20 protein-coding genes are annotated in these 17,532 nt (G+C 68.1%); 8 read left to right on the plus strand and 12 right to left on the minus strand.

The features are described from left to right. Window positions 1-3: 3 nt before the first annotated feature. Entirely contained in the window at window positions 4-876 is an 873-nt protein-coding gene (locus tag NWF34_RS17005; protein ID WP_006435144.1) for an ABC transporter permease, read from the minus strand. 55 nt (window positions 877-931) lie between these two features. Further along, window positions 932-1,753 carry an ABC transporter permease gene (locus NWF34_RS17010; protein WP_006435145.1) on the minus strand — a complete coding sequence of 274 codons (822 nt, stop codon included), beginning with the start codon at window positions 1,751-1,753 and terminating at the stop codon, window positions 932-934. Between the two features lie 485 nt (window positions 1,754-2,238). Between NWF34_RS17010 and NWF34_RS17015 the strand changes: the two genes are divergently transcribed. The 4 genes from NWF34_RS17015 to NWF34_RS17030 all read left to right on the plus strand — a co-directional run bounded on the left by NWF34_RS17015 (window position 2,239) and on the right by NWF34_RS17030 (window position 5,792). Beyond that, window positions 2,239-2,559 (plus strand): putative quinol monooxygenase, encoded by a 321-nt coding sequence (locus tag NWF34_RS17015; RefSeq protein WP_258325595.1) that lies wholly within the window; start codon window positions 2,239-2,241, stop codon window positions 2,557-2,559. Between the two features lie 194 nt (window positions 2,560-2,753). Beyond that, on the plus strand, window positions 2,754-3,947 hold the full coding sequence (locus NWF34_RS17020) for an acetyl-CoA C-acyltransferase (RefSeq protein ID WP_258325596.1): 1,194 nt from the start codon (window positions 2,754-2,756) through the stop codon (window positions 3,945-3,947). Next, entirely contained in the window at window positions 3,940-4,644 is a 705-nt protein-coding gene (locus tag NWF34_RS17025) for a TetR/AcrR family transcriptional regulator (protein WP_258325597.1), read from the plus strand. The genes NWF34_RS17020 and NWF34_RS17025 overlap by 8 nt, the downstream gene beginning before the upstream one ends. Further along, window positions 4,641-5,792 (plus strand): acyl-CoA dehydrogenase family protein, encoded by a 1,152-nt coding sequence (locus tag NWF34_RS17030; protein ID WP_024499595.1) that lies wholly within the window; start codon window positions 4,641-4,643, stop codon window positions 5,790-5,792. The genes NWF34_RS17025 and NWF34_RS17030 overlap by 4 nt, the downstream gene beginning before the upstream one ends. Before the next feature lie 109 nt (window positions 5,793-5,901). Here NWF34_RS17030 and NWF34_RS17035 read toward each other — a convergent pair whose 3' ends face one another. After that, window positions 5,902-6,783 (minus strand): LysR family transcriptional regulator, encoded by an 882-nt coding sequence (locus NWF34_RS17035; protein WP_258325598.1) that lies wholly within the window; start codon window positions 6,781-6,783, stop codon window positions 5,902-5,904. Between the two features lie 72 nt (window positions 6,784-6,855). Between NWF34_RS17035 and trxA the strand changes: the two genes are divergently transcribed. Further along, window positions 6,856-7,218 carry a thioredoxin gene (gene trxA / locus NWF34_RS17040; RefSeq protein ID WP_258325599.1) on the plus strand — a complete coding sequence of 121 codons (363 nt, stop codon included), beginning with the start codon at window positions 6,856-6,858 and terminating at the stop codon, window positions 7,216-7,218. Between the two features lie 96 nt (window positions 7,219-7,314). Next, window positions 7,315-8,313 carry an EamA family transporter gene (locus NWF34_RS17045; protein WP_258325600.1) on the plus strand — a complete coding sequence of 333 codons (999 nt, stop codon included), beginning with the start codon at window positions 7,315-7,317 and terminating at the stop codon, window positions 8,311-8,313. On the opposite strand, the gene NWF34_RS17050 is transcribed toward NWF34_RS17045, so the two are convergent. Beyond that, window positions 8,292-9,386, minus strand: coding sequence for an alpha/beta hydrolase (locus tag NWF34_RS17050; protein WP_258325601.1), 1,095 nt, complete (start codon window positions 9,384-9,386; stop codon window positions 8,292-8,294). The genes NWF34_RS17045 and NWF34_RS17050 overlap by 22 nt on opposite strands. 75 nt (window positions 9,387-9,461) lie before the next feature. Here NWF34_RS17050 and NWF34_RS17055 point away from each other — a divergent pair, with 75 nt between their 5' ends. Further along, window positions 9,462-10,763 (plus strand): MurT ligase domain-containing protein, encoded by a 1,302-nt coding sequence (locus NWF34_RS17055; RefSeq protein ID WP_258325602.1) that lies wholly within the window; start codon window positions 9,462-9,464, stop codon window positions 10,761-10,763. Beyond that, window positions 10,760-11,482, plus strand: a complete 723-nt coding sequence (locus NWF34_RS17060; protein ID WP_258325603.1) for a type 1 glutamine amidotransferase — start codon at window positions 10,760-10,762, stop codon at window positions 11,480-11,482. Before NWF34_RS17055 ends, NWF34_RS17060 begins: the two co-directional genes overlap by 4 nt. A gap of 10 nt (window positions 11,483-11,492) precedes the next feature. Here the strand turns inward: NWF34_RS17060 and NWF34_RS17065 are convergent, their stop codons facing one another. The 8 genes from NWF34_RS17065 to NWF34_RS17100 all read right to left on the minus strand — a co-directional run bounded on the left by NWF34_RS17065 (window position 11,493) and on the right by NWF34_RS17100 (window position 17,520). Next, window positions 11,493-12,218 (minus strand): uracil-DNA glycosylase, encoded by a 726-nt coding sequence (locus NWF34_RS17065; RefSeq protein WP_258325604.1) that lies wholly within the window; start codon window positions 12,216-12,218, stop codon window positions 11,493-11,495. 33 nt (window positions 12,219-12,251) lie between these two features. Then, window positions 12,252-12,812 carry a uridine kinase gene (locus tag NWF34_RS17070; protein WP_258325605.1) on the minus strand — a complete coding sequence of 187 codons (561 nt, stop codon included), beginning with the start codon at window positions 12,810-12,812 and terminating at the stop codon, window positions 12,252-12,254. Continuing rightward, window positions 12,809-14,383 carry an alpha/beta hydrolase gene (locus tag NWF34_RS17075; RefSeq protein ID WP_258325626.1) on the minus strand — a complete coding sequence of 525 codons (1,575 nt, stop codon included), beginning with the start codon at window positions 14,381-14,383 and terminating at the stop codon, window positions 12,809-12,811. Before NWF34_RS17075 ends, NWF34_RS17070 begins: the two co-directional genes overlap by 4 nt. Before the next feature lie 97 nt (window positions 14,384-14,480). Next, the gene (recR, locus tag NWF34_RS17080) at window positions 14,481-15,092 is read right to left on the minus strand and encodes a recombination mediator RecR (protein ID WP_006435159.1); all 612 of its coding nucleotides are present in this window, start codon (window positions 15,090-15,092) and stop codon (window positions 14,481-14,483) included. A 51-nt stretch (window positions 15,093-15,143) separates the two neighbouring features. Beyond that, window positions 15,144-15,560: a YbaB/EbfC family nucleoid-associated protein gene (locus NWF34_RS17085; RefSeq protein WP_174324705.1), complete on the minus strand. Its 417-nt coding sequence runs from the start codon at window positions 15,558-15,560 to the stop codon at window positions 15,144-15,146. Beyond that, on the minus strand, window positions 15,538-15,867 hold the full coding sequence (locus NWF34_RS17090; protein WP_258325606.1) for a hypothetical protein: 330 nt from the start codon (window positions 15,865-15,867) through the stop codon (window positions 15,538-15,540). Before NWF34_RS17090 ends, NWF34_RS17085 begins: the two co-directional genes overlap by 23 nt. 228 nt (window positions 15,868-16,095) lie before the next feature. After that, window positions 16,096-16,965, minus strand: coding sequence for a pseudouridine synthase (locus NWF34_RS17095; RefSeq protein ID WP_258325607.1), 870 nt, complete (start codon window positions 16,963-16,965; stop codon window positions 16,096-16,098). Between the two features lie 117 nt (window positions 16,966-17,082). Further along, a complete protein-coding gene (locus tag NWF34_RS17100; protein ID WP_006435163.1) occupies window positions 17,083-17,520 on the minus strand; it encodes an SRPBCC family protein in 438 nt (145 codons plus the stop codon). Window positions 17,521-17,532: the final 12 nt, after the last annotated feature.

Genomic DNA, 17,532 nt, shown 5'->3' on the forward strand with positions numbered 1-17,532 from the left:
TCCTCACCCCGCGAAATCGATCGATGATTCGAGACCCCACATCAGCAAGGTGAGGACCATGTCGCAGACGGTGATCGCGACAAGGCTGGCGCGGATCGCCCGGCCCGATGCCACGCCGACGCCCTCGGGCCCGCCCGACGCGTAGAAGCCCTGGTACGCGTGCACGAGGGTGACCACCACGACGAACACCGCAACCTTGATCAGCGAGTACACGAGGTCGACAGGCTGCACGAACATGTCGAAGTAGTGCTGGTAGGCGCCGGTCGCCTGGCCTTGCACCGCGGTGACCGTGAGTTTGGTGGTCGCGAAACCGAGCGCGAGCGCGATCAGGTACGCGGGGATCACGGTCAGCACCGAGGCGATCACGCGCGTCGACACCACATACGGCACCGGATCGATCGCCTGTGCCTCGAGGGCATCGATCTCCTCCGAGATCCGCATCGCGCCGACCTCGGCGGTGATCCGGCACCCGGCCTGTGCGGCGAACCCGACCGCCGCGATCAGGGGCGCGAGCTCACGGGGGTTGGCCAGCGCCGACATGGCCCCGGCGAGCGGACCGACACCGAGCATGTCGAGAACCTCGAAGCCGATGATGCCGATCATCGCGCCGGAGACGACGCCCATGAGCGCGAGAACCGGTGCCACACCGCCACCGACGATCACCGCGCGTCCGTTGCCCCAGGCAAGGTCGGTGAAGATCTCGGTGGTCTGACGACGGTGTTTGGCCAGCGCATGCCCGACACCGCGCAGCGCCATCCACACGAAATGGAACTGGCGTCCCAGAGCGTCGACCGGTTCCCACGCGCGCTCGATCGAGCGCGTCCAGCCGAACCCGCGACGCCGGTACACGGCGGGTTCGTTGATCTCGGTGCTCATCGACTATCAGTCACCTCGACCCAACACTTCTTCGCGGCATCACTTGTACTACCCGTCAGAGGAATCGAATGGGAACGAACATCATGGTCAGCTGGGTCAGCGCGAGGTTGATGACGACGCAGGCCAGGATGCCCAGCACGACTGCGGCATTCACGCTGTCGGCGACACCCTTGGGCCCGCCCTTCGCCTCCAGCCCGCGGTGGCAGGCGATGGCCGCCACGACGAAACCGAAGACCACCGCCTTGCCGAGGCAGATCAGCAGGTCGGTGATCGACGCGAAGCTGCCGAACGACAACCAGTACGAGCCGGGTGCGACGCCCTGACCCAGGGCGGCAACGGCAAAGCTGGAGAGGATGCTCATCAGGATCACGAGCACCGAGAGCGCCGGCGCCACCACCGACATCGCCACGAGGCGTGGTGCGACGAGACGCTGGTGAGGATCGATGCCCATGGTGCGCAGGGCGTCGATCTCGTCGCGAATCGTCCTGGCGCCCAGGTCCGAGGCGATGGCGGAACCGCCGGCTCCGCCGACGAGCAGTGCCGTGGCCAGCGGCGCGATCTGCTGCATGACCCCCATTCCGCCGACGGCGCCGGCCATCGAATTGGCGCCGACGTTGGACGCGACACTGCCGATCTGGACCGCGATCACGACCCCCATCGGGATGGAGATGAGGATCGCCGGCCAGAGTGAGACCGACACGAAGAACCAGCCCTGAACGAGACTCTCGCGCAGGGGGAATCGGCCGGTCACGATCTCGGCAACGGCGATCGCCGACGACCGCGTCGTCATCCGGATCAGTCGGCCGAACGTGCGGACCGATCCGAGCACATAGGTGACGGGACCCGAACGCGCGACCCCGATGCTCGCAGTGCTCACGACACCCCCGTCAACTGCGCTCCGACACTCCCCCCGGCCACGAAATGTGACCGAACGCACGAAGCATAGGGAGCCGGGATCCTGCCGGGCAAGCCAGATAAGTCACGTGCCACAAGATTGGGGCCTGGAAACTGACCGTGGAGTAGGTATGACCGCGCACACGTTCGAACCGCCTTGGCCGCACGGTTTTTCAAGGGCCGTGGCACCTGGCCTGCGGGTTCACTTCACCCTCGGACTCTCACCGCCGTCCAAATCCGACATCACGCGTAGTCACATCGAACCCTCGACTGTGTTCTCGGTCTCATTTCCCGACGGCAGCCCATTCGGCTCACCTCGGCAAGTCCCGGGAGTGCCGTCGTGCGGTCCGGCGACGCGACATGGGGCATCGACTGCGGGCTCGGCGAAACCGCCACGCGAACCTGCGACACTCCCCTAACGTCACGACCTACCCCCATCCCCACCCCCATCCCATAGGAGACTCACCCATGTCCGAAGTGATCGTCGTCGCCACCATCTCGCCCAAGGCCGGCGAGGAGCAGGCCGTCCGCGATGCGGTTCTGGCCGCCATCCCCCAGGTGCACGGCGAACCCGGCTGCGGGAAGTACGCACTGCACGAGGCGACGGGCGACTCGACCGATCTCGTGATGATCGAACGCTGGGAGTCGTTCGAGGCACTGTCGACGCACGGCGGCGCACCGGCGCTGACCGAACTCGGCAAGAAGATCGGCCCGCTGCTGGCCGCCCCGCTCGACGTGAAGACGTTCAGCGCCGTTCCCGCTGGTGACGCGGACAAGGGCGCCATCTGACACCCTGACGCGCCAACGCCCTCGCCCGAATCCGCCCGGGCGAGGGCGCCTGGACCTCTCGAATCCCCCGACGCCTTGTTGATTCAGCGGACAGGCACGTGCTAGACCGGTATAACGATCGTTAGATAAAGTGACCGGCGCCATGCTGTGCTCCGGTCGCGTCCGCGACATCGCATGCTCGAGAGGAAACCTTCATGCCCGAAGCCGTCATCGTCGACGTAGTCCGCCTCGCATCCGGAAAGGGCAAGCCCGGTGGCGCCCTGTCGGAGACCAAGCCGGTCGAACTGCTCGCCCACGTGCTGCGCTCGCTCGTCGAGCGCAACGACATCGACCCGGCCATCGTCGACGACGTGATCGGCGGCTGCGTCGGCCAGGCGGGCGAGCAGGCCCTCAACATCTCGCGTACCGCACTGCTGTCGGCCGGTTTCCCGGAGTCCGTCCCGGCGACCACCGTCGACCGCCAGTGCGGATCGAGCCAGCAGGCCGCCCACTTCGCCGCACAGGGCATCATCGCCGGCGCCTACGACGTCGTCATCGCCGCCGGCGTCGAGTCGATGAGCCGCGTGCCCATGGGCTTCTCCACCGCCGGCCGCAGCCCGTACGGTCCGAGCATCGAGGCCCGTTACCCGGAAGGCCTTGTCAACCAGGGCGTTTCGGCCGAACTGGTGGCCGCGAAGTGGAAGTTCGACCGCGAGGCACTCGACACCTTCGCCGCCCAGTCCCACCAGCGCGCCGCTGCCGCCGCTGCCGATGGCTTCTTCGATCGCGAGATCCTGCCCATCGACGTGGTCAACGCCGCGGGTGAGACCTTCACGCACAAGGTCGACGAGACCGTGCGCGCCTCCACCACCGCCGAGGGACTGGCCGGGCTCAAGTCGTCGTTCTACAACGAGGATCTGGCCAAGCGGTTCCCGGAGATCAACTGGCACATCACCCCGGGCAACTCCTCGCCGCTCACCGACGGCGCATCCGGTGCCCTCATCATGAGCGACACGATGGCGTCGAAGCTGGGCCTGACCCCGCGCGCCCGTTTCCACTCGTTCTCGGTCGCCGGCGACGACCCGATCTTCATGCTGACCGCACCCATCCCGGCCACCCACAAGATCCTCCAGCGTTCGGGGCTGTCCATCGAGGACATCGACGCCTACGAGGTCAACGAGGCGTTCGCGTCGGTCCCGATGGCCTGGGCCCAGGAGTTCGGCGCCGATCCGGCCAAGCTGAACCCGCGCGGCGGTGCCATCGCCCTGGGTCACGCACTCGGTTCGTCGGGCACCCGCCTGCTGGGCACCCTGGTCAACCACCTGGAGGCAACCGGCGGTCGCTACGGCCTGCAGACCATGTGCGAAGGCGCCGGCATGGCCAACGCCACCATCATCGAACGTGTCTGAGGCAGCCAAAACCGCTGCTGCCAAACGGTTCACGATCGACACCGAGGGACACGACTGGCGGCGGCGCGAACCCGTGCCGCTGCCGTCGACCCTCGTCGCGGCGAAGCACGCGTTCTACGAGCGCGGGTTTCACGGGACCTCGATCCGCGACATCGCCTCGCGGGCCGGGGTCTCCCTGCCGACGCTCTACTACCACCACGACAACAAACTCGGCATCCTCGTGGAGTTGCTCGAAGCGGCGATGACCTCGGTCCTCGCCTGGGTCGGAGCAGCCATCGAGGAGGGACGTACGCCGAGCGAGAAGCTGTCGAACGCGATCGAGTCCATCGTCCTGCACATGACCAGCGATCTCGAGCTGGCCAGTGTCGCAAGCGAGTTCCGTCATCTCGACCCGGAGGACCCGCGCCGCGAGCCCTACATCGCGATGCGGACCGAGACCGAGACCATGCTCGCCGACGTCATCCAGGCGGGCCTGGAATCGGGCGAGTTCCGCTTCGACCAGGACGTCAAGGACGTCCTGCGCTACCTGTTCGGCGCCTGCCAGGCGGTGACCACCTGGTACCGCCCGTCCGGTGCGCGGACACCCGCCGAGGTCGCGGCGTCCTACGCCCTGATCGCGCTACGGGTCGTCGGCGCGCAGGGCACGACGACGACTGACACATCCATCGCAGACTCACGAAAGGGAGAAAAGCCATGAAACGCACCATCTTCGAAGCCGAGCACGAGGCCCTGCGGGAAACCGCGCGTCAGTTCCTGATCCGCGAGTGCCTCCCCTACAACGACGAATGGACCAAGGCCGGTCAGGTCGACCGTGAGATCTTCAAGAAGGCCGGCGACGCAGGCCTCCTGGGCTTCAACATCCCGGAGGAGTACGGCGGCGGTGGCGCGATGGACGACTTCCGCTTCAATGCGGTGGTCGTCGAGGAGTTCGCCAAGTTCGACGGCGCAGCTCCCGGCCTCAGCCTCCAGAACGACGTCGTCGCACCGTACTTCGTCCACCTGGCCAACGACGAGCAGAAGAAGCGCTGGATGCCGGGCATCGCCACCGGTGAGACGATTCTCGCCGTCGCGATGACCGAGCCGGGCGCCGGTTCCGACCTCGCCGGCATCAAGACCTCGGCGAAGCTGGACGGCGACCACTACGTCCTCAACGGCAACAAGACCTTCATCTCGTCGGGCATCAACTCCGACCTCGTGGTCGTGGTGTGCCGCACCAACCCGGACCCGGAGGCCGGCCACAAGGCGTTCTCGCTCCTCGTCGTCGAGCGCGGCATGGAAGGCTTCGAGCGCGGTCGCAAGCTCGACAAGATGGGCCTCAAGGCGCAGGACACCGCCGAGCTGCACTTCAACAACGTGCGCGTCCCGGTCGAGAACCTGCTCGGCCAGGAAGGCATGGGCTTCTACCACCTCATGCAGAACCTGCCCTCCGAGCGTCTGTCGATCGGCATCGGTGCGATCGCCGGCGCCCGCGCCATCTTCGACGAGACCCTGCAGTACACCAAGGACCGCAAGGCATTCGGCCGTCCCATCGGTACCTTCCAGGCGAACCGCTTCACGCTCGCCGAGATGGCCACCGAGCTGGACATCGCCGAGGTCTACATCGACCGCTGCCTGCAGGGTGTGCTCGACGGTGAGCTGAACGCCGTCGACGCCTCCAAGAACAAGTGGTGGTGCACCGAGCTCGCCAAGCGCGTCATCGACAGCTGCCTCCAGCTGCACGGCGGCTACGGCTACATGAACGAGTACCGCGTGGCCCGCGCCTACACCGATGCCCGCATCCAGACGATCTTCGGTGGCACCACCGAGATCATGAAGGACATCGTCGGCAAGAGCCTGGGCGTCTGATCAGCGGAGTCTGATCCTCCGGGCAGGAACGGCCGGTGGTTCGCGCGAGAGGCGCGGACCACCGGCCGTTGTCGTTCGTCGGTCGTCGTCGTTCACCGATCGTCGTTCCTCATCCGTGTTCTGCGCCCGCCGCTTCGAGATGCTCGACGACCTGCGCAACCGCCGACCGGGCGCGCGGCCGCACCAGGGCCTCGTACACCCGTGCCGCCCGAACTCCCTTGAGTTCCAGCCGTTTCACGCCCGGGTGACGAACCGCGAACCGCGGCATCAACGCGATCCCATGACCTCCGGCGACGAGCGCCTCGATGGTGGTGAAGTCCAGCATGCGTTGCGTCACCCGGGGCGCGACCCCGGTGACCGCCGAGATCGACTGCAGGACATCGTCGACCGGGAATCCGCCCTCGACGCTGATCCAATCGTGTTCGGCGAGCTCGGACACCGCCACCTCGTCGGACCCGGCGAGCGGGCTGTCGACGGGGACGATGACGTCGACCGGTTCACGCATCAGCTCGGCGACCCGCACCCGCGACTGGTTGACGGCGGGCGCCCGTTCGTCCCGGTGGGTCACGACGATGTCGAAGTCCGCAAGAGCCGGTGCTGCACCCGGGTATCCGACGTCGAGGTGAAAGGCGTGCACCTCGATCCCGGACTCGGCGGCGCGATCGAGAACGGTCGGCAACAGCAGCGTCGAGCCCGACGGGAACATCGCCAGCCGCACGCGAGCCCGGCCCGACCGATACGACGCCATCTCTTCCTGGGCCCGCTCGACGGCGGCGATCACCTCGTCGGCGCGCAGCACCAGCGCGCGGCCCGCCTCGGTCAGCCGGATGCGCCGCCCGTCGGGTTCGAACAGCGGCACGCCGGCCTCGTCGGCGAGGACCTTGAGTTGCTGCGACACCGCCGACGACGTCATGTGCATCGCGTCGGCGACCGCACCGATCGACTCACGATCGGCGAACTCACGCAGCAACCGCAGCCGGCGGACCTCCATGCGCCAAAGGTACCGATACCCGACCGAACCACCCTGCGGAATGTCTCCACCACCGAAACGGTTGTGTGGAGCATGGCATCACATGACATAACCCTGGAAAACTTTCAAGACACCATCTCGGCCGACGGCATCGTGCTGCTCGACTTCTGGGCGAGCTGGTGCGGCCCGTGCCGCATGTTCGGCCCCGTTTTCGAGAAGGCCTCGGAGGCCCACTCCGACATCTTCTTCGGCAAGGTCGACACCGAGGCGCAGCAGCAGCTCGCCGGAAGCCTTGGCATCCAATCGATTCCGACGCTGATGGCGTTCCGCGACGGCATCCTCGTGTTCAACCAGCCGGGCGCGCTGCCCGCTGCACAGCTCGAGGAACTGATCGGCGCGGTCGAGGCGCTCGACATGGACGACGTCCGGGCGAAGGTCGCAGCCGCTCAGAAGTGACGGCGGCACGACGGTAAGGATTGTTCAGTAGATCTGAACAATCCATCCGTTTAAATTCGATTGTCCTTCATCACCACCGCTCGGACGATGGTGTCCATGTCCACTCGTGACCGGTTGCTCGCCCTCGGTGTCGTGTTCTTGTGGGGACTGAATTTCGTCGCGATCCACGTCAGTCTCGAGCACTTTCCGCCGTTCTTCCTGGCTGCGCTGCGTTTCGCGGTCATGGCGATCCCGGTCGCCCTGTTCGTCCGGTTCCCGAAGGTCCGCCTCAAGTGGTTCCTGGTCTATGTGGCGGGTTTCGGAACCGTGCAGTTCATGTTCCTGTTCCTGGCGATGACCCTGGACATGCCGGCCGGGCTCGCCTCGCTGGTGCTGCAGACATCGGCGCCCTTCACGGTGATCCTGGGGGTGCTGTTCCTGCGTGAGCGGATGACGTTCGCCCAGGTCGTCGGCCTGCTGGTCGCCGTCGGCGGCATGGGCCTGATCGCCGTCGACCGCGCCACCGGCAGCGATATCGGTGTGGCCGCCCTCCTCCCCATCGGTCTCACCATCCTGGGTGGCCTCAGCTGGGCGATCGGCAACATCGGCGGGCGCCTGGCCCAGCCCGACGACTCGCTACGCATGACACTGTGGATGGCCGTCGTCGCGACCCCGCCGCTGTACCTGGCGAGCCTGATCATCGAAGGGCCGGCAGCGGGCTTCGACTCACTGATGACGATCGGTACCGAGACAGGGCTACGTGCGCTCGGCGGACTCGTCTACCTGTCCGTCTTCGGCACCCTCGTCGGCGCCGGCCTGTGGACCATGCTCCTGAGCCGCAACGACGCGAGCAGGGTGTCACCGATGTCGCTGCTCGTGCCCGTCGTCGGCATCAGCGCATCCTTCGCCTTCCTCGGCGAGGTTCCGACGATCGGCGAGATCCTCGGAGCGGTGATCGTCGTCAGCGGTTGCGCGGTCGGCGTGATGGCGCGTCCGCGGTCACGCAGGCGTCACCGAGCACCAGCCGAGGCCACGAGCACTGTATCGGAAGGCGATGTCGACCAGGCGTGCGTCGGGGCGATCGCGCCTGGCCGTCAGCCGGCGATCGACTGCTGATCCGCCGGCGGAGCCCCGTCGAGTGCTCGCCGGACCTCCGCACACATCCGGTCGACCGCCGCGCGGGCGCCCGGGCTGATCAGGGTCATGTTGACGAACCCGTGGATCATCGAACCCTCCCGCCGCAGCGTGACGGGGACCCCTGCTTCCTCGAGCCGTTTCGCGTAGGCGAGGCCCTCGTCGCGCAACGGGTCGAAGCCGGCGACGATGACGTGTGCCGGCGGCAGTCCGCCGAGGTCGTCGGCGAGCAGTGGCGAGCAGCGCGGGTCGCTGCGCTGTTCGACGTCGGGGACGTAGTGGTCGTTGAACCACTCGATACCGTCCGTGGTCAGGAAGAACCCGGTCGCGAACTCACGTCGCGACGGGGTCTGCGCGGAGAGATCGGTGACGGGGTAGATGAGCAGCTGGAAGACCGGCGTCACCGGTTCGTCCCGGACCAGCCGGGCCACCACGGTGGCCAGGTTCCCACCCGCACTGTCACCGGCGACGACGATGCGCCGCGGATCGAGCCCCCACCGGGGAGCAACGTCGACGGCGAAGTGCCAGGCCGCCACCGCGTCCTCCACCCCACCGGGAAACGGATGCTCCGGCGCGAGCCGGTACTCGACCGACAGGACGTCGAGTCCCGTGCCGTGGGCGAGACGGCGCACGAAGGTGTCATGGCTGATGCGGCTGCCGGTGACGAATCCGCCGCCGTGGAAGTAGACGAGCAGCCCGCCCGACTCGGTCGACGACCGGTATCGCGTGGCCGGGATCGGACCAGCGGGACCGTCGATGACGAGGTCTTCCTCCACCGCCATGGGCGGCAGGTTCTCGGCCATCGACGCACCGCTCTCGTCGGTCGCGGTTCGCGAGCGGTCGACCTCGCCCTCGAAGGGATTCAATCCCGGGACGTGCTGGTTGGCCCAGCCGATCGCGGCGAGCTCGGGCGCAACCCGCTCGCCGTCGGAGTTGACCGGCGCCCGCCGCCCGAGTGCCGACAGCGCGGCGTCGGGAATCCTCCCCGCGGCGATCAGCACGCCGCGTTGGATTCGCGCGGGCAGGGACAGACGCAGATAGGTGTCGCGGCTCACAGTCGCCGAGCTTACTTGCTGGTGGCCGGTCGGCACGAGCAACCCGAAGATCGACCCTGTGGAACACTCGTGGCCATGCCCGACCGTCCATCGTCCGCCGGATCCGCATCTCCCCGGAGCACCCGCGTGCCCGCCCGCACCTCGGTCGCGCTGGTCGCGGCTGCGGCCGCCCGTTGGGCATCGCGTACCGCGGGACGCGGCAAGGGTTCGATGATCGGCGGCCTCGTCGCCGCCAAGATCGATCCCGACATCATGCGTCGCCTCGCGGCCGGCAAGCACACCGCGATCATCACCGGCACCAACGGCAAGTCGACAACCACGCGGATGACCGCCGCTGCGATGGCCGAACTCGGCGAGGTCGCCACTCAGGCAGACGGCGCCAACATGGACGCCGGCATCATCGCCACCCTCACGCTCAGCCGCACCGCGCCGCTGTGCGCCCTCGAGGTCGATGAATTGCATGTGCCCCACGTCAGCGACGCGGTGGATCCCGAGGTGCTGGTGCTGCTGAACCTGTCGCGCGACCAGCTCGACCGGGTCGGCGAGATCAACATGATCGAACGACGGCTCCGCGAGGGCATCGCCCGCCATCCCTCGACCACGGTCATCGCCAACTGCGACGACGTGCTGGTGACCTCCGCTGCCTTCGACGCCCCCGACGTGGTGTGGGTGGCCGCCGGCGCCGGCTGGGTCGGCGACTCGGTGAGCTGTCCCCGCACCGGCGAACCGATCGTGCGGTCCGGGGAGGGCTGGCAGTCGACCGGCGACGAGAACTTCCGTCGGCCCACGCCCGATTGGTGGTTCGACGACGAGAACATCTACGGGCCCGACGGTTTCTCCGCTCCCCTGACCCTCGCCGTCCCCGGCCGGGCCAATCGCGGCAACGCGACGCAGGCGGTGGCAGCCGCCGTCGCGATGGGAGCCGACCCGGGCAAGGCCGCCGCCGCGGTCGGAACCGTCGGCGAGGTCGCCGGGCGCTACGGCATCCACCAGATCGGAAACCATTCCGTCCGAACACTTCTCGCGAAGAACCCGGCGGGATGGCAGGAGGCCTTGTCGATGATCGACCAGGACGCCGACGGCCTGGTGATCGCGGTGAACGGCCAGGTTCCCGACGGCGAGGATCTCTCCTGGCTGTGGGACGTGCGATTCGAGGCGTTCGAGACGATGCAGGTGGTGGCCGCCGGCGAGCGGGCCGCCGACCTGTCGGTGCGTCTGCTCTACGCGGGCGCCGAGCACACCACGATCCCCGATCCGATGGCCGCGATCGCCTCGTGCCCACCAGGGCGGGTCGAAGTGCTCGCCAACTACACCGCGTTCCGCGATCTGGGGATCGCCATGGAACGTGCGGAACGTGCACGGAGGGCCGAACAGTGAGCGAGTCGACGCTGCGCATCGGGCTGGTCCTGCCCGACGTCATGGGCACCTACGGCGACAGCGGCAACGCCCTCGTCCTCAAACGCCGCGCGATCATGCGCGGCATCGACGCCGAAGTCGTGCACATCACGCTCGACGACCCGGTTCCCGATTCGCTGGACGTCTACACCCTCGGTGGCGCCGAGGATTACGCCCAGCGTCTCGCGACCCGGCACCTGGCCCGCTATCCCGGCCTGCAGCAGGCCGCCGCGGCGGGCCGTCCGGTCCTGGCGATCTGTGCGGCCATCCAGGTGCTCGGCCACTGGTACGAGACCTCGGCGGGCGAACGGGTCGACGGCATCTCGCTGTTCGACCTGACGACGACTCCGCAGGCGAAGCGCAGCATCGGCGAGCTGATCACCGAACCGACTCTGGCCGCGCTCACCCAGCCGCTCACCGGTTTCGAGAACCACCGCGGCGGAAGCACACTGGGCTCAGACGCCGCACCTCTCGGTCGCGTCAAACACGGCGTCGGCAACGGGGTCGGCGACGGCACCGAGGGCGTCGTGCAGGGCAGCGTGATCGGCACCTACATGCATGGTCCGGCGCTGGCCCGCAACCCGGAGCTCGCCGATTACCTCCTCGCAACCGCGATGGGCGTCGAATCGCTTGCGCCGCTGGATCTGCCCGAGGTCAGCCGGCTGCGCAAGGAGCGTCTCGCCGCCGGGCGGCGACGGTAGGACAACAAGCTCACTGCCCCAGAGCGATCCCCGCCGACTTCGCCGCCCGCTGCAACACCTCGACGAGCATGTCGACGGTCAGCCGCCCGGTGAAGGTGTTGTGCTGGCTCACGTGATAGCACCCGAACACCTCGAGTGTCGCGTCGCCGCGGGTCAGGATCGTCGACGCCCCGTGCCCGAACTTCGGTGCCGGACGTGGCACCGTCCAGCCGAGCGCACCGAATGTGCGCAGTGCCGACTGCCAACCGAAAACCCCGAGCGTGATCACCGAACGCACTGTCGGAGCGAGCAGTTCGAGCTCGCCGTGCAACCAGTACGAACACCGGTCCCGTTCCTCTACGGTCGGTTTGTTCTGCGGCGGAGCGCAATGCACGGGTGCGGTGATCCGCGTACCGAACAGCTCCAGCCCGTCATCCATCGCCACCGAATGCGGTTGACTCACCAGGCCGGCGAGATACATGGCGGAGAACAGGAAATCGCCGCTCTGGTCGCCGGTGAACATCCGGCCGGTGCGGTTGCCGCCGTGCGCGGCAGGTGCGAGACCGACGATCAGCAACCGCGCGTCGGCCGGTCCGAGGCCGGGCACCGGACGTCCCCAGTACTCCTGGTCGGCGAACGCGCGACGCTTCTCCCGGGCCACCTGTTCACGCCACTCGACGAGCCGCGGGCATGCGCGACAGTCGATCAGGTGCGCATCGAGCTCCGCGAGATCGCGGAACCGCCGTCGAGTGTCCATATCCGACAGTAACCGCGAGCCGCGACCGGCCGGTCAGTCCAGTAGGACGCACCGTTCGCGGGTGCGGTCGACGGCGAACCAGCCTCGTTCGAACTCCTGCCACTGCCGCAGGTGTGCCCGCGACTCCTCGCCGTCCCGCGCGACCGCCCGCTCCAGACGCTCCGCCTCGGTTCCGCCGTCGAGCCACAGGGCACGAGTCAGCCGGTCGGCGATGCGACGGCGCGCCGACGAGACGCCTTCGATGATCAGTAGTGGCTGCCATTCGATCCACACCTGCGGGCCCGGCGTCGCACGGCCGTCGCGCCAGACCCGAGGACGGTAGCGGTAGTCGCGGCGTCGGACGAAGGAATGCAGGACATCGGCCTCCAGCTCGGGCCACCACGCGACCGGGTCGTCCCAGGTCGCGAAGTCGTCGGTGCGCACCAGCGTCACGCCGACCCCGCGGTCGCGCAACCGGGCGACGAGCAGATCCGCGACCGTCGACTTCCCGGCACCCGACGGCCCGTCGATCGCGACGATCCCCGAGTCGAGCCCCGCAGCGAGCTCGGCGAGACGCGCGCCGACCTCGGGCGCGACGCGGTCGGGTGCCGTCACCAAGCCGTCGCGCCCACGGTCAGGCTCGGCGGGAACCGGGTCAGCGACGCCGTGATGGGCGCCTCCGGAACCCGGGTCACCGCCGTCCGTCCGGTCCTCAGGTATTCGGCGATCGCGGCGTCGAGTGGCCCGTTCCCGCGGCCGAGCTGGGCGTGGTCGCCTCCGCCGACGGTGATCAGGTGACTGCCCATCCGGCGTTGCATGACCAGACTTCCGCGGTACGGCGTCTGCGGGTCCCCGACGCTCTGGATCTGCAACGGCCGTACGGCGAGTCCCCGATCCCGGATCTGGATCGGACGGGTGACCGGAGCTGCTCCGGCACAGGCCATCCCCGAGCGGTAGACGAGTCCCGGCGCCTCGAACGGGTCGGCGGTGACGTACCCGGTGATGAACGCCGAAAGACTCATCGACGGATCCGCGGGCACCTGGTTCTCGTTGCAGAGGACGGCCGCCTGCATGTCTCGTGAGACCGTCGCCGCTTCGAGGACCGCGGGCGACGGCTTGGCGAACTTCCCGGGGGCGCCGGCCGTCATCATCGCGATGACCGGCCAGAGGTTCCGATCGGGCGCGAACGCCCGCGTCAGGACCAGAAGTCCCGAATTCGCTTGCACCGAACCAGGTGTCAGCAGCGTCGCGACGAAGTTCTCGAACCGTGCACGCGCATCCGCGGTCAGGTCGGTACCGGCGATGTACTGTTCGGCGACGGCGCGGAGCCCCGGCGGAACGTCCCCGACCTGCGCCGGCGGTGCGACCAGCGACGGCGGGACACCCGCCTCGGCGCTGACGCGGTTGCTCCACTTCCGGTACACGGCGAGCGGAGTGGTTCCCAGATGGTAGACGTGGTCATGGCGGGCGATCCACGCCATCATGGCGTGGACACGGGCCTTGTAGCCGGGAGTCTGGACATCGAGCAGGCTGTTCCACACGACGCCCGGATCGAACCCGGAATCGAGGACCATGCGGTCTACCCGCTGGGGGAACAGCGTCGCGTAGGTCGCGAAGAGCAATGTCCCGTACGAGACCCCGTACAGACTGATCTTGGTCTCGCCCAACCGGCGGCGAACCACCTCGATGTCACGCGCGGTGTTCTCCGTCGTCAGGGTCGACCCCAGACCGGGCGTCCTCCGCGCGCACCGTTCGCGATTGAGTTTTCCTGCGGCGGTGAGGATTTCGGGTTCCGCTCCGGTGATCGGAGCACACTTCAGCGGCGTGCCCGACACCAGGCCGCGCGGTTGCACGGCGACGAGATCCCAGTGGTCGCGCACCTCGGCCGGCGGATGCAACTGGCTGAACATCGCGATCCCGTCGCCGCCGGGGCCTCCCGGATTGCCCATCAGGACACCGCGGCGGTGCGCCGGATCGCGGGCTGGGACGCGGCTCACCAGGAGTTCGATAGTGGGCCCGTTCGGCTGGGCGTGATCCAGCGGAACCTCGACCGCGGCACACCGGACGCTCGACGGAACACCGTGAACGGCGGGACATGAGGTCCATTCCAGCTCGGGTACCGCAGCCCCGGCGGAAGGCACGGCCCGTGCCGTGTCCACCAGGCCGATGGCGGCGATCGCGGCCATCCCCGCCGCGATCACCCGGATTCGTTGACGCCCCCGCTTCAGCGATATCACCTCCCGACCTTAGCCGGGGTGGCGCAACACGCCCCGCGTGCGGTCCTCAGGCCAGAATCCGGCGACCGGACAGCGCACGGCCGAGCGTCAGTTCGTCGGCGAACTCGAGATCGCCGCCCATCGGCAGACCCGACGCCAGCCGTGTCACCGACAGCCCGGGGAAGTCTTTGAGCATGCGTTGCAGGTAGGTGGCGGTCGCCTCGCCCTCGGTGTTGGGGTCGGTCGCGACGATCACCTCGCTGACGTCGACTCCGTCCTCCTGATTGGCGAGCCGCCGCAGCAGCTCACGAATGCGCAGCTGGTCGGGCCCGATCCCGGACAACGGGTCGAGCGCACCGCCGAGCACGTGGTAGCGGCCGGTGAACTCCTTGGTCCGCTCGATCGCGTGGACGTCCTTGGGTTCTTCGACGACACAGATCTTGGTGGCGTCACGCCGGGAATCCGAGCAGATCCGGCACAGCCGATTCGCCGACACGTTGCCGCATTCGGCGCAGAACACGACGTCGTCGCGGACGCGTCCGAGTGCGGCGATCAGCCGGTCGATGTCGGACTTCTCCCCGGCGAGCAGGTGGAACGCGATCCGCTGCGCACCTTTCGGACCGAGACCCGGCTGCTTGGCCAGTTCGTCGATCAGATCCTGGATCGGTCCTTCATACATCGTGTGCCCGGGTTCTCTGGTGTCGTGGGGAGGATCGCGCGGCGGGCGCGATCAGCCGCCGAGCCCGGGGATGCCGCCGCCGAGGCCTCCGGCCAGCGGACCCATCTTCTCCGTGGTGAGCTGCTCACGCTTCTGCGACAGGTCAGCGAGCGCGCCCAACAGCAGATCCTGCAGGGTCTCCACGTCTTCGGGGTCGACGACCTTGGGGTCGATGGACACCGCGGTCACCTCACCGGTGCCGTTGCCGGTCACGGTGACCAGGCCGTTGCCCGCGCTTCCGACGATCTCCGCCGCAGCGATCTCGTTCTGTGCGGACAGGAGCTTCTCCTGCATCTGCTGCGCCTGGGCCAGCAGTCCCGCCATCGGGTTCTCGCCGCCCTGGCCGCCGCCGAACAATGCGCTGGGATCGAATGGTTGCGTCACGCCGTCCAGGGTAGCCCCCGGGTCAGCGCAACAATCGATCGACATGCGCGGCGATGTCGTCGACGGTCACCTCGTCGACCGGGCTGATCTCGAAGGACAGCACCTCGTCCCCGAACAGTCGGCTTGCCCGGCGGGTCAGCGAGAACTCGAAACGGTCGTCGACGCGCCGCCATTCGACGATGCCGCCGTAGACGGGTGCGCTCGCACCGGTCGTGACGCAGTGTTCGTCGGCGCGCGGTCCGCCGGTGAGATCGCGCTGGATCTGGAAACAGGCCAGCGACTCGTCGTCGGTGAAGACGACGGCTTCACATCCCAGGTCGGGGTGTCGCTCATACGACGCTCGAATCGTCACGGTGGCCAGGGTAGTGGTCCTGCCGGCCGAGTAGGTCCGAGGCGCAAGCCGAGGGCCGTATCGAGGTCCCACGCAGCCACCACGCAAAACCGCCCCTGGAATGAACCCTGTGGAAGCTCACCGCGGACGATATGTCGCCGGCGTCCTGCTGGAGGGCGGATGTCGGGGGCGGATGTCGGGGGCGCATTTCGGGGGCGCATTTGGGGGCGGTTTACAGGGGTATCGAGGTCAGCCCGACCACACCGAGCGTCGGCTCTCGAACCGGCGCGGCGTGCCGTCGAGCGGATCGGTGAACTCCAGGACGTGCGCGACCAGCCGCAGCGGGGACGTGAAGTCCCCGTGGTCGGGTCGTTCCGCCAGCTCCGGGCGGACATCGGGATACAGCGGATCGTCGACGATGGGGACGCCCAGCGAGGACATGTGCAGCCGCAGCTGATGGGTACGTCCCGTGTGCGGCACCAGCCGGTACACGCCACCGCGGTCGGTCTGCTCGACGAGGGTGATGTCGCTGATGGCGTTGACCGGACCGTCGACGACGCGCGCCCGCAGATCACCGGCGGTTTTCTCGATACGGTCGCGCACGGTGACGGTGTCGGAGAGCGCCTCGTCGACCGGCGCGAGCGCGCGATACTCCTTGCGCGCCTTCCTCGACGCGAAGAGGTCCTGGTAAGCAGCCCGGACCTCGGGGCGCAAGGTGAAGAGCAGAATGCCGGCGGTGAGGCGATCGAGTCGATGGACCGGCGAGATCGTGTCGCTGTCCAGCTCGCGCCGGAGTCGCACCAGAGCGGTCTGCGTCACGTGACGGCCCCGCGGCATGGTCGCCAGGAAGTGCGGTTTGTCCACGACGACGATGTTGTCGTCGCGGTAGAGCACCGGGACGTCGAACGGGATCGGGACCTCGTCGGGGAGATCGCGGTACAGGTAGAGCGAGACGTTCACCCGCGACGGCGCGTCGAGGTCGACGGGTTGACCGCCGGCGTCGACGATCTCCCCCGCGGCGGCGCGCGCCCGCAGTTCCGCGGCGCCGAGGCCCGCGAGACTCGGGGACGCGAGGAGCGCTTCGCCGACGGTGGATTCGGGCCCCGACCGCAAGACCACCCGCGTGGAGTCGACGCCGTCCCTGATCGGAAGCGGCGACGGTCGGGCCCGGCCCCTCCTGCGCGGGGTCAGTTCTCTGCGCCTGTCAGTTCTCTGCGCCGTCAGTTCTCTGCGCCGTCAGTTCTCTAGGCGCTTCTTGAGGTTGCCGAGCACCTCGGCCTGAATGCGGTTGAGTCCCTTGGGCGCGAAGGTCTTCTCGAAGAAGCCGCCGATGCCGCCGGCACCGTTCCAGGTGGTGGTGGTCGTGACGCGCGAACCGCTGCCCGACGGGGCGACCTTGTATGTCGTCACCATGGTGGAGTTGGCGTCGCGCTCGGTGACGGTGTCCGGGGTGACGCTGACGGTCGCCTGCACGTCACGCTGCCGCTTCGAGGTGGCCTGCAGAATCCAGTGCACGACGGTGCCGTCGCCGTTACCGCCGCTGATGACCTTGTAGTCGCGGTACTGCGCCGGGAGGATCGCCGGACGCACGTCGTCGTAATCGGCGAGCGCCCCGATGACGGCGTCCGGAGCGGCGGTGATGTCGATCGATTGTGATGCGGAAACCTGACCCACGATGGACACTCC

The sequence above is a fragment of the Gordonia sp. GONU genome (assembly GCF_024733855.1).
Taxonomy (GTDB): domain Bacteria; phylum Actinomycetota; class Actinomycetes; order Mycobacteriales; family Mycobacteriaceae; genus Gordonia; species Gordonia amicalis.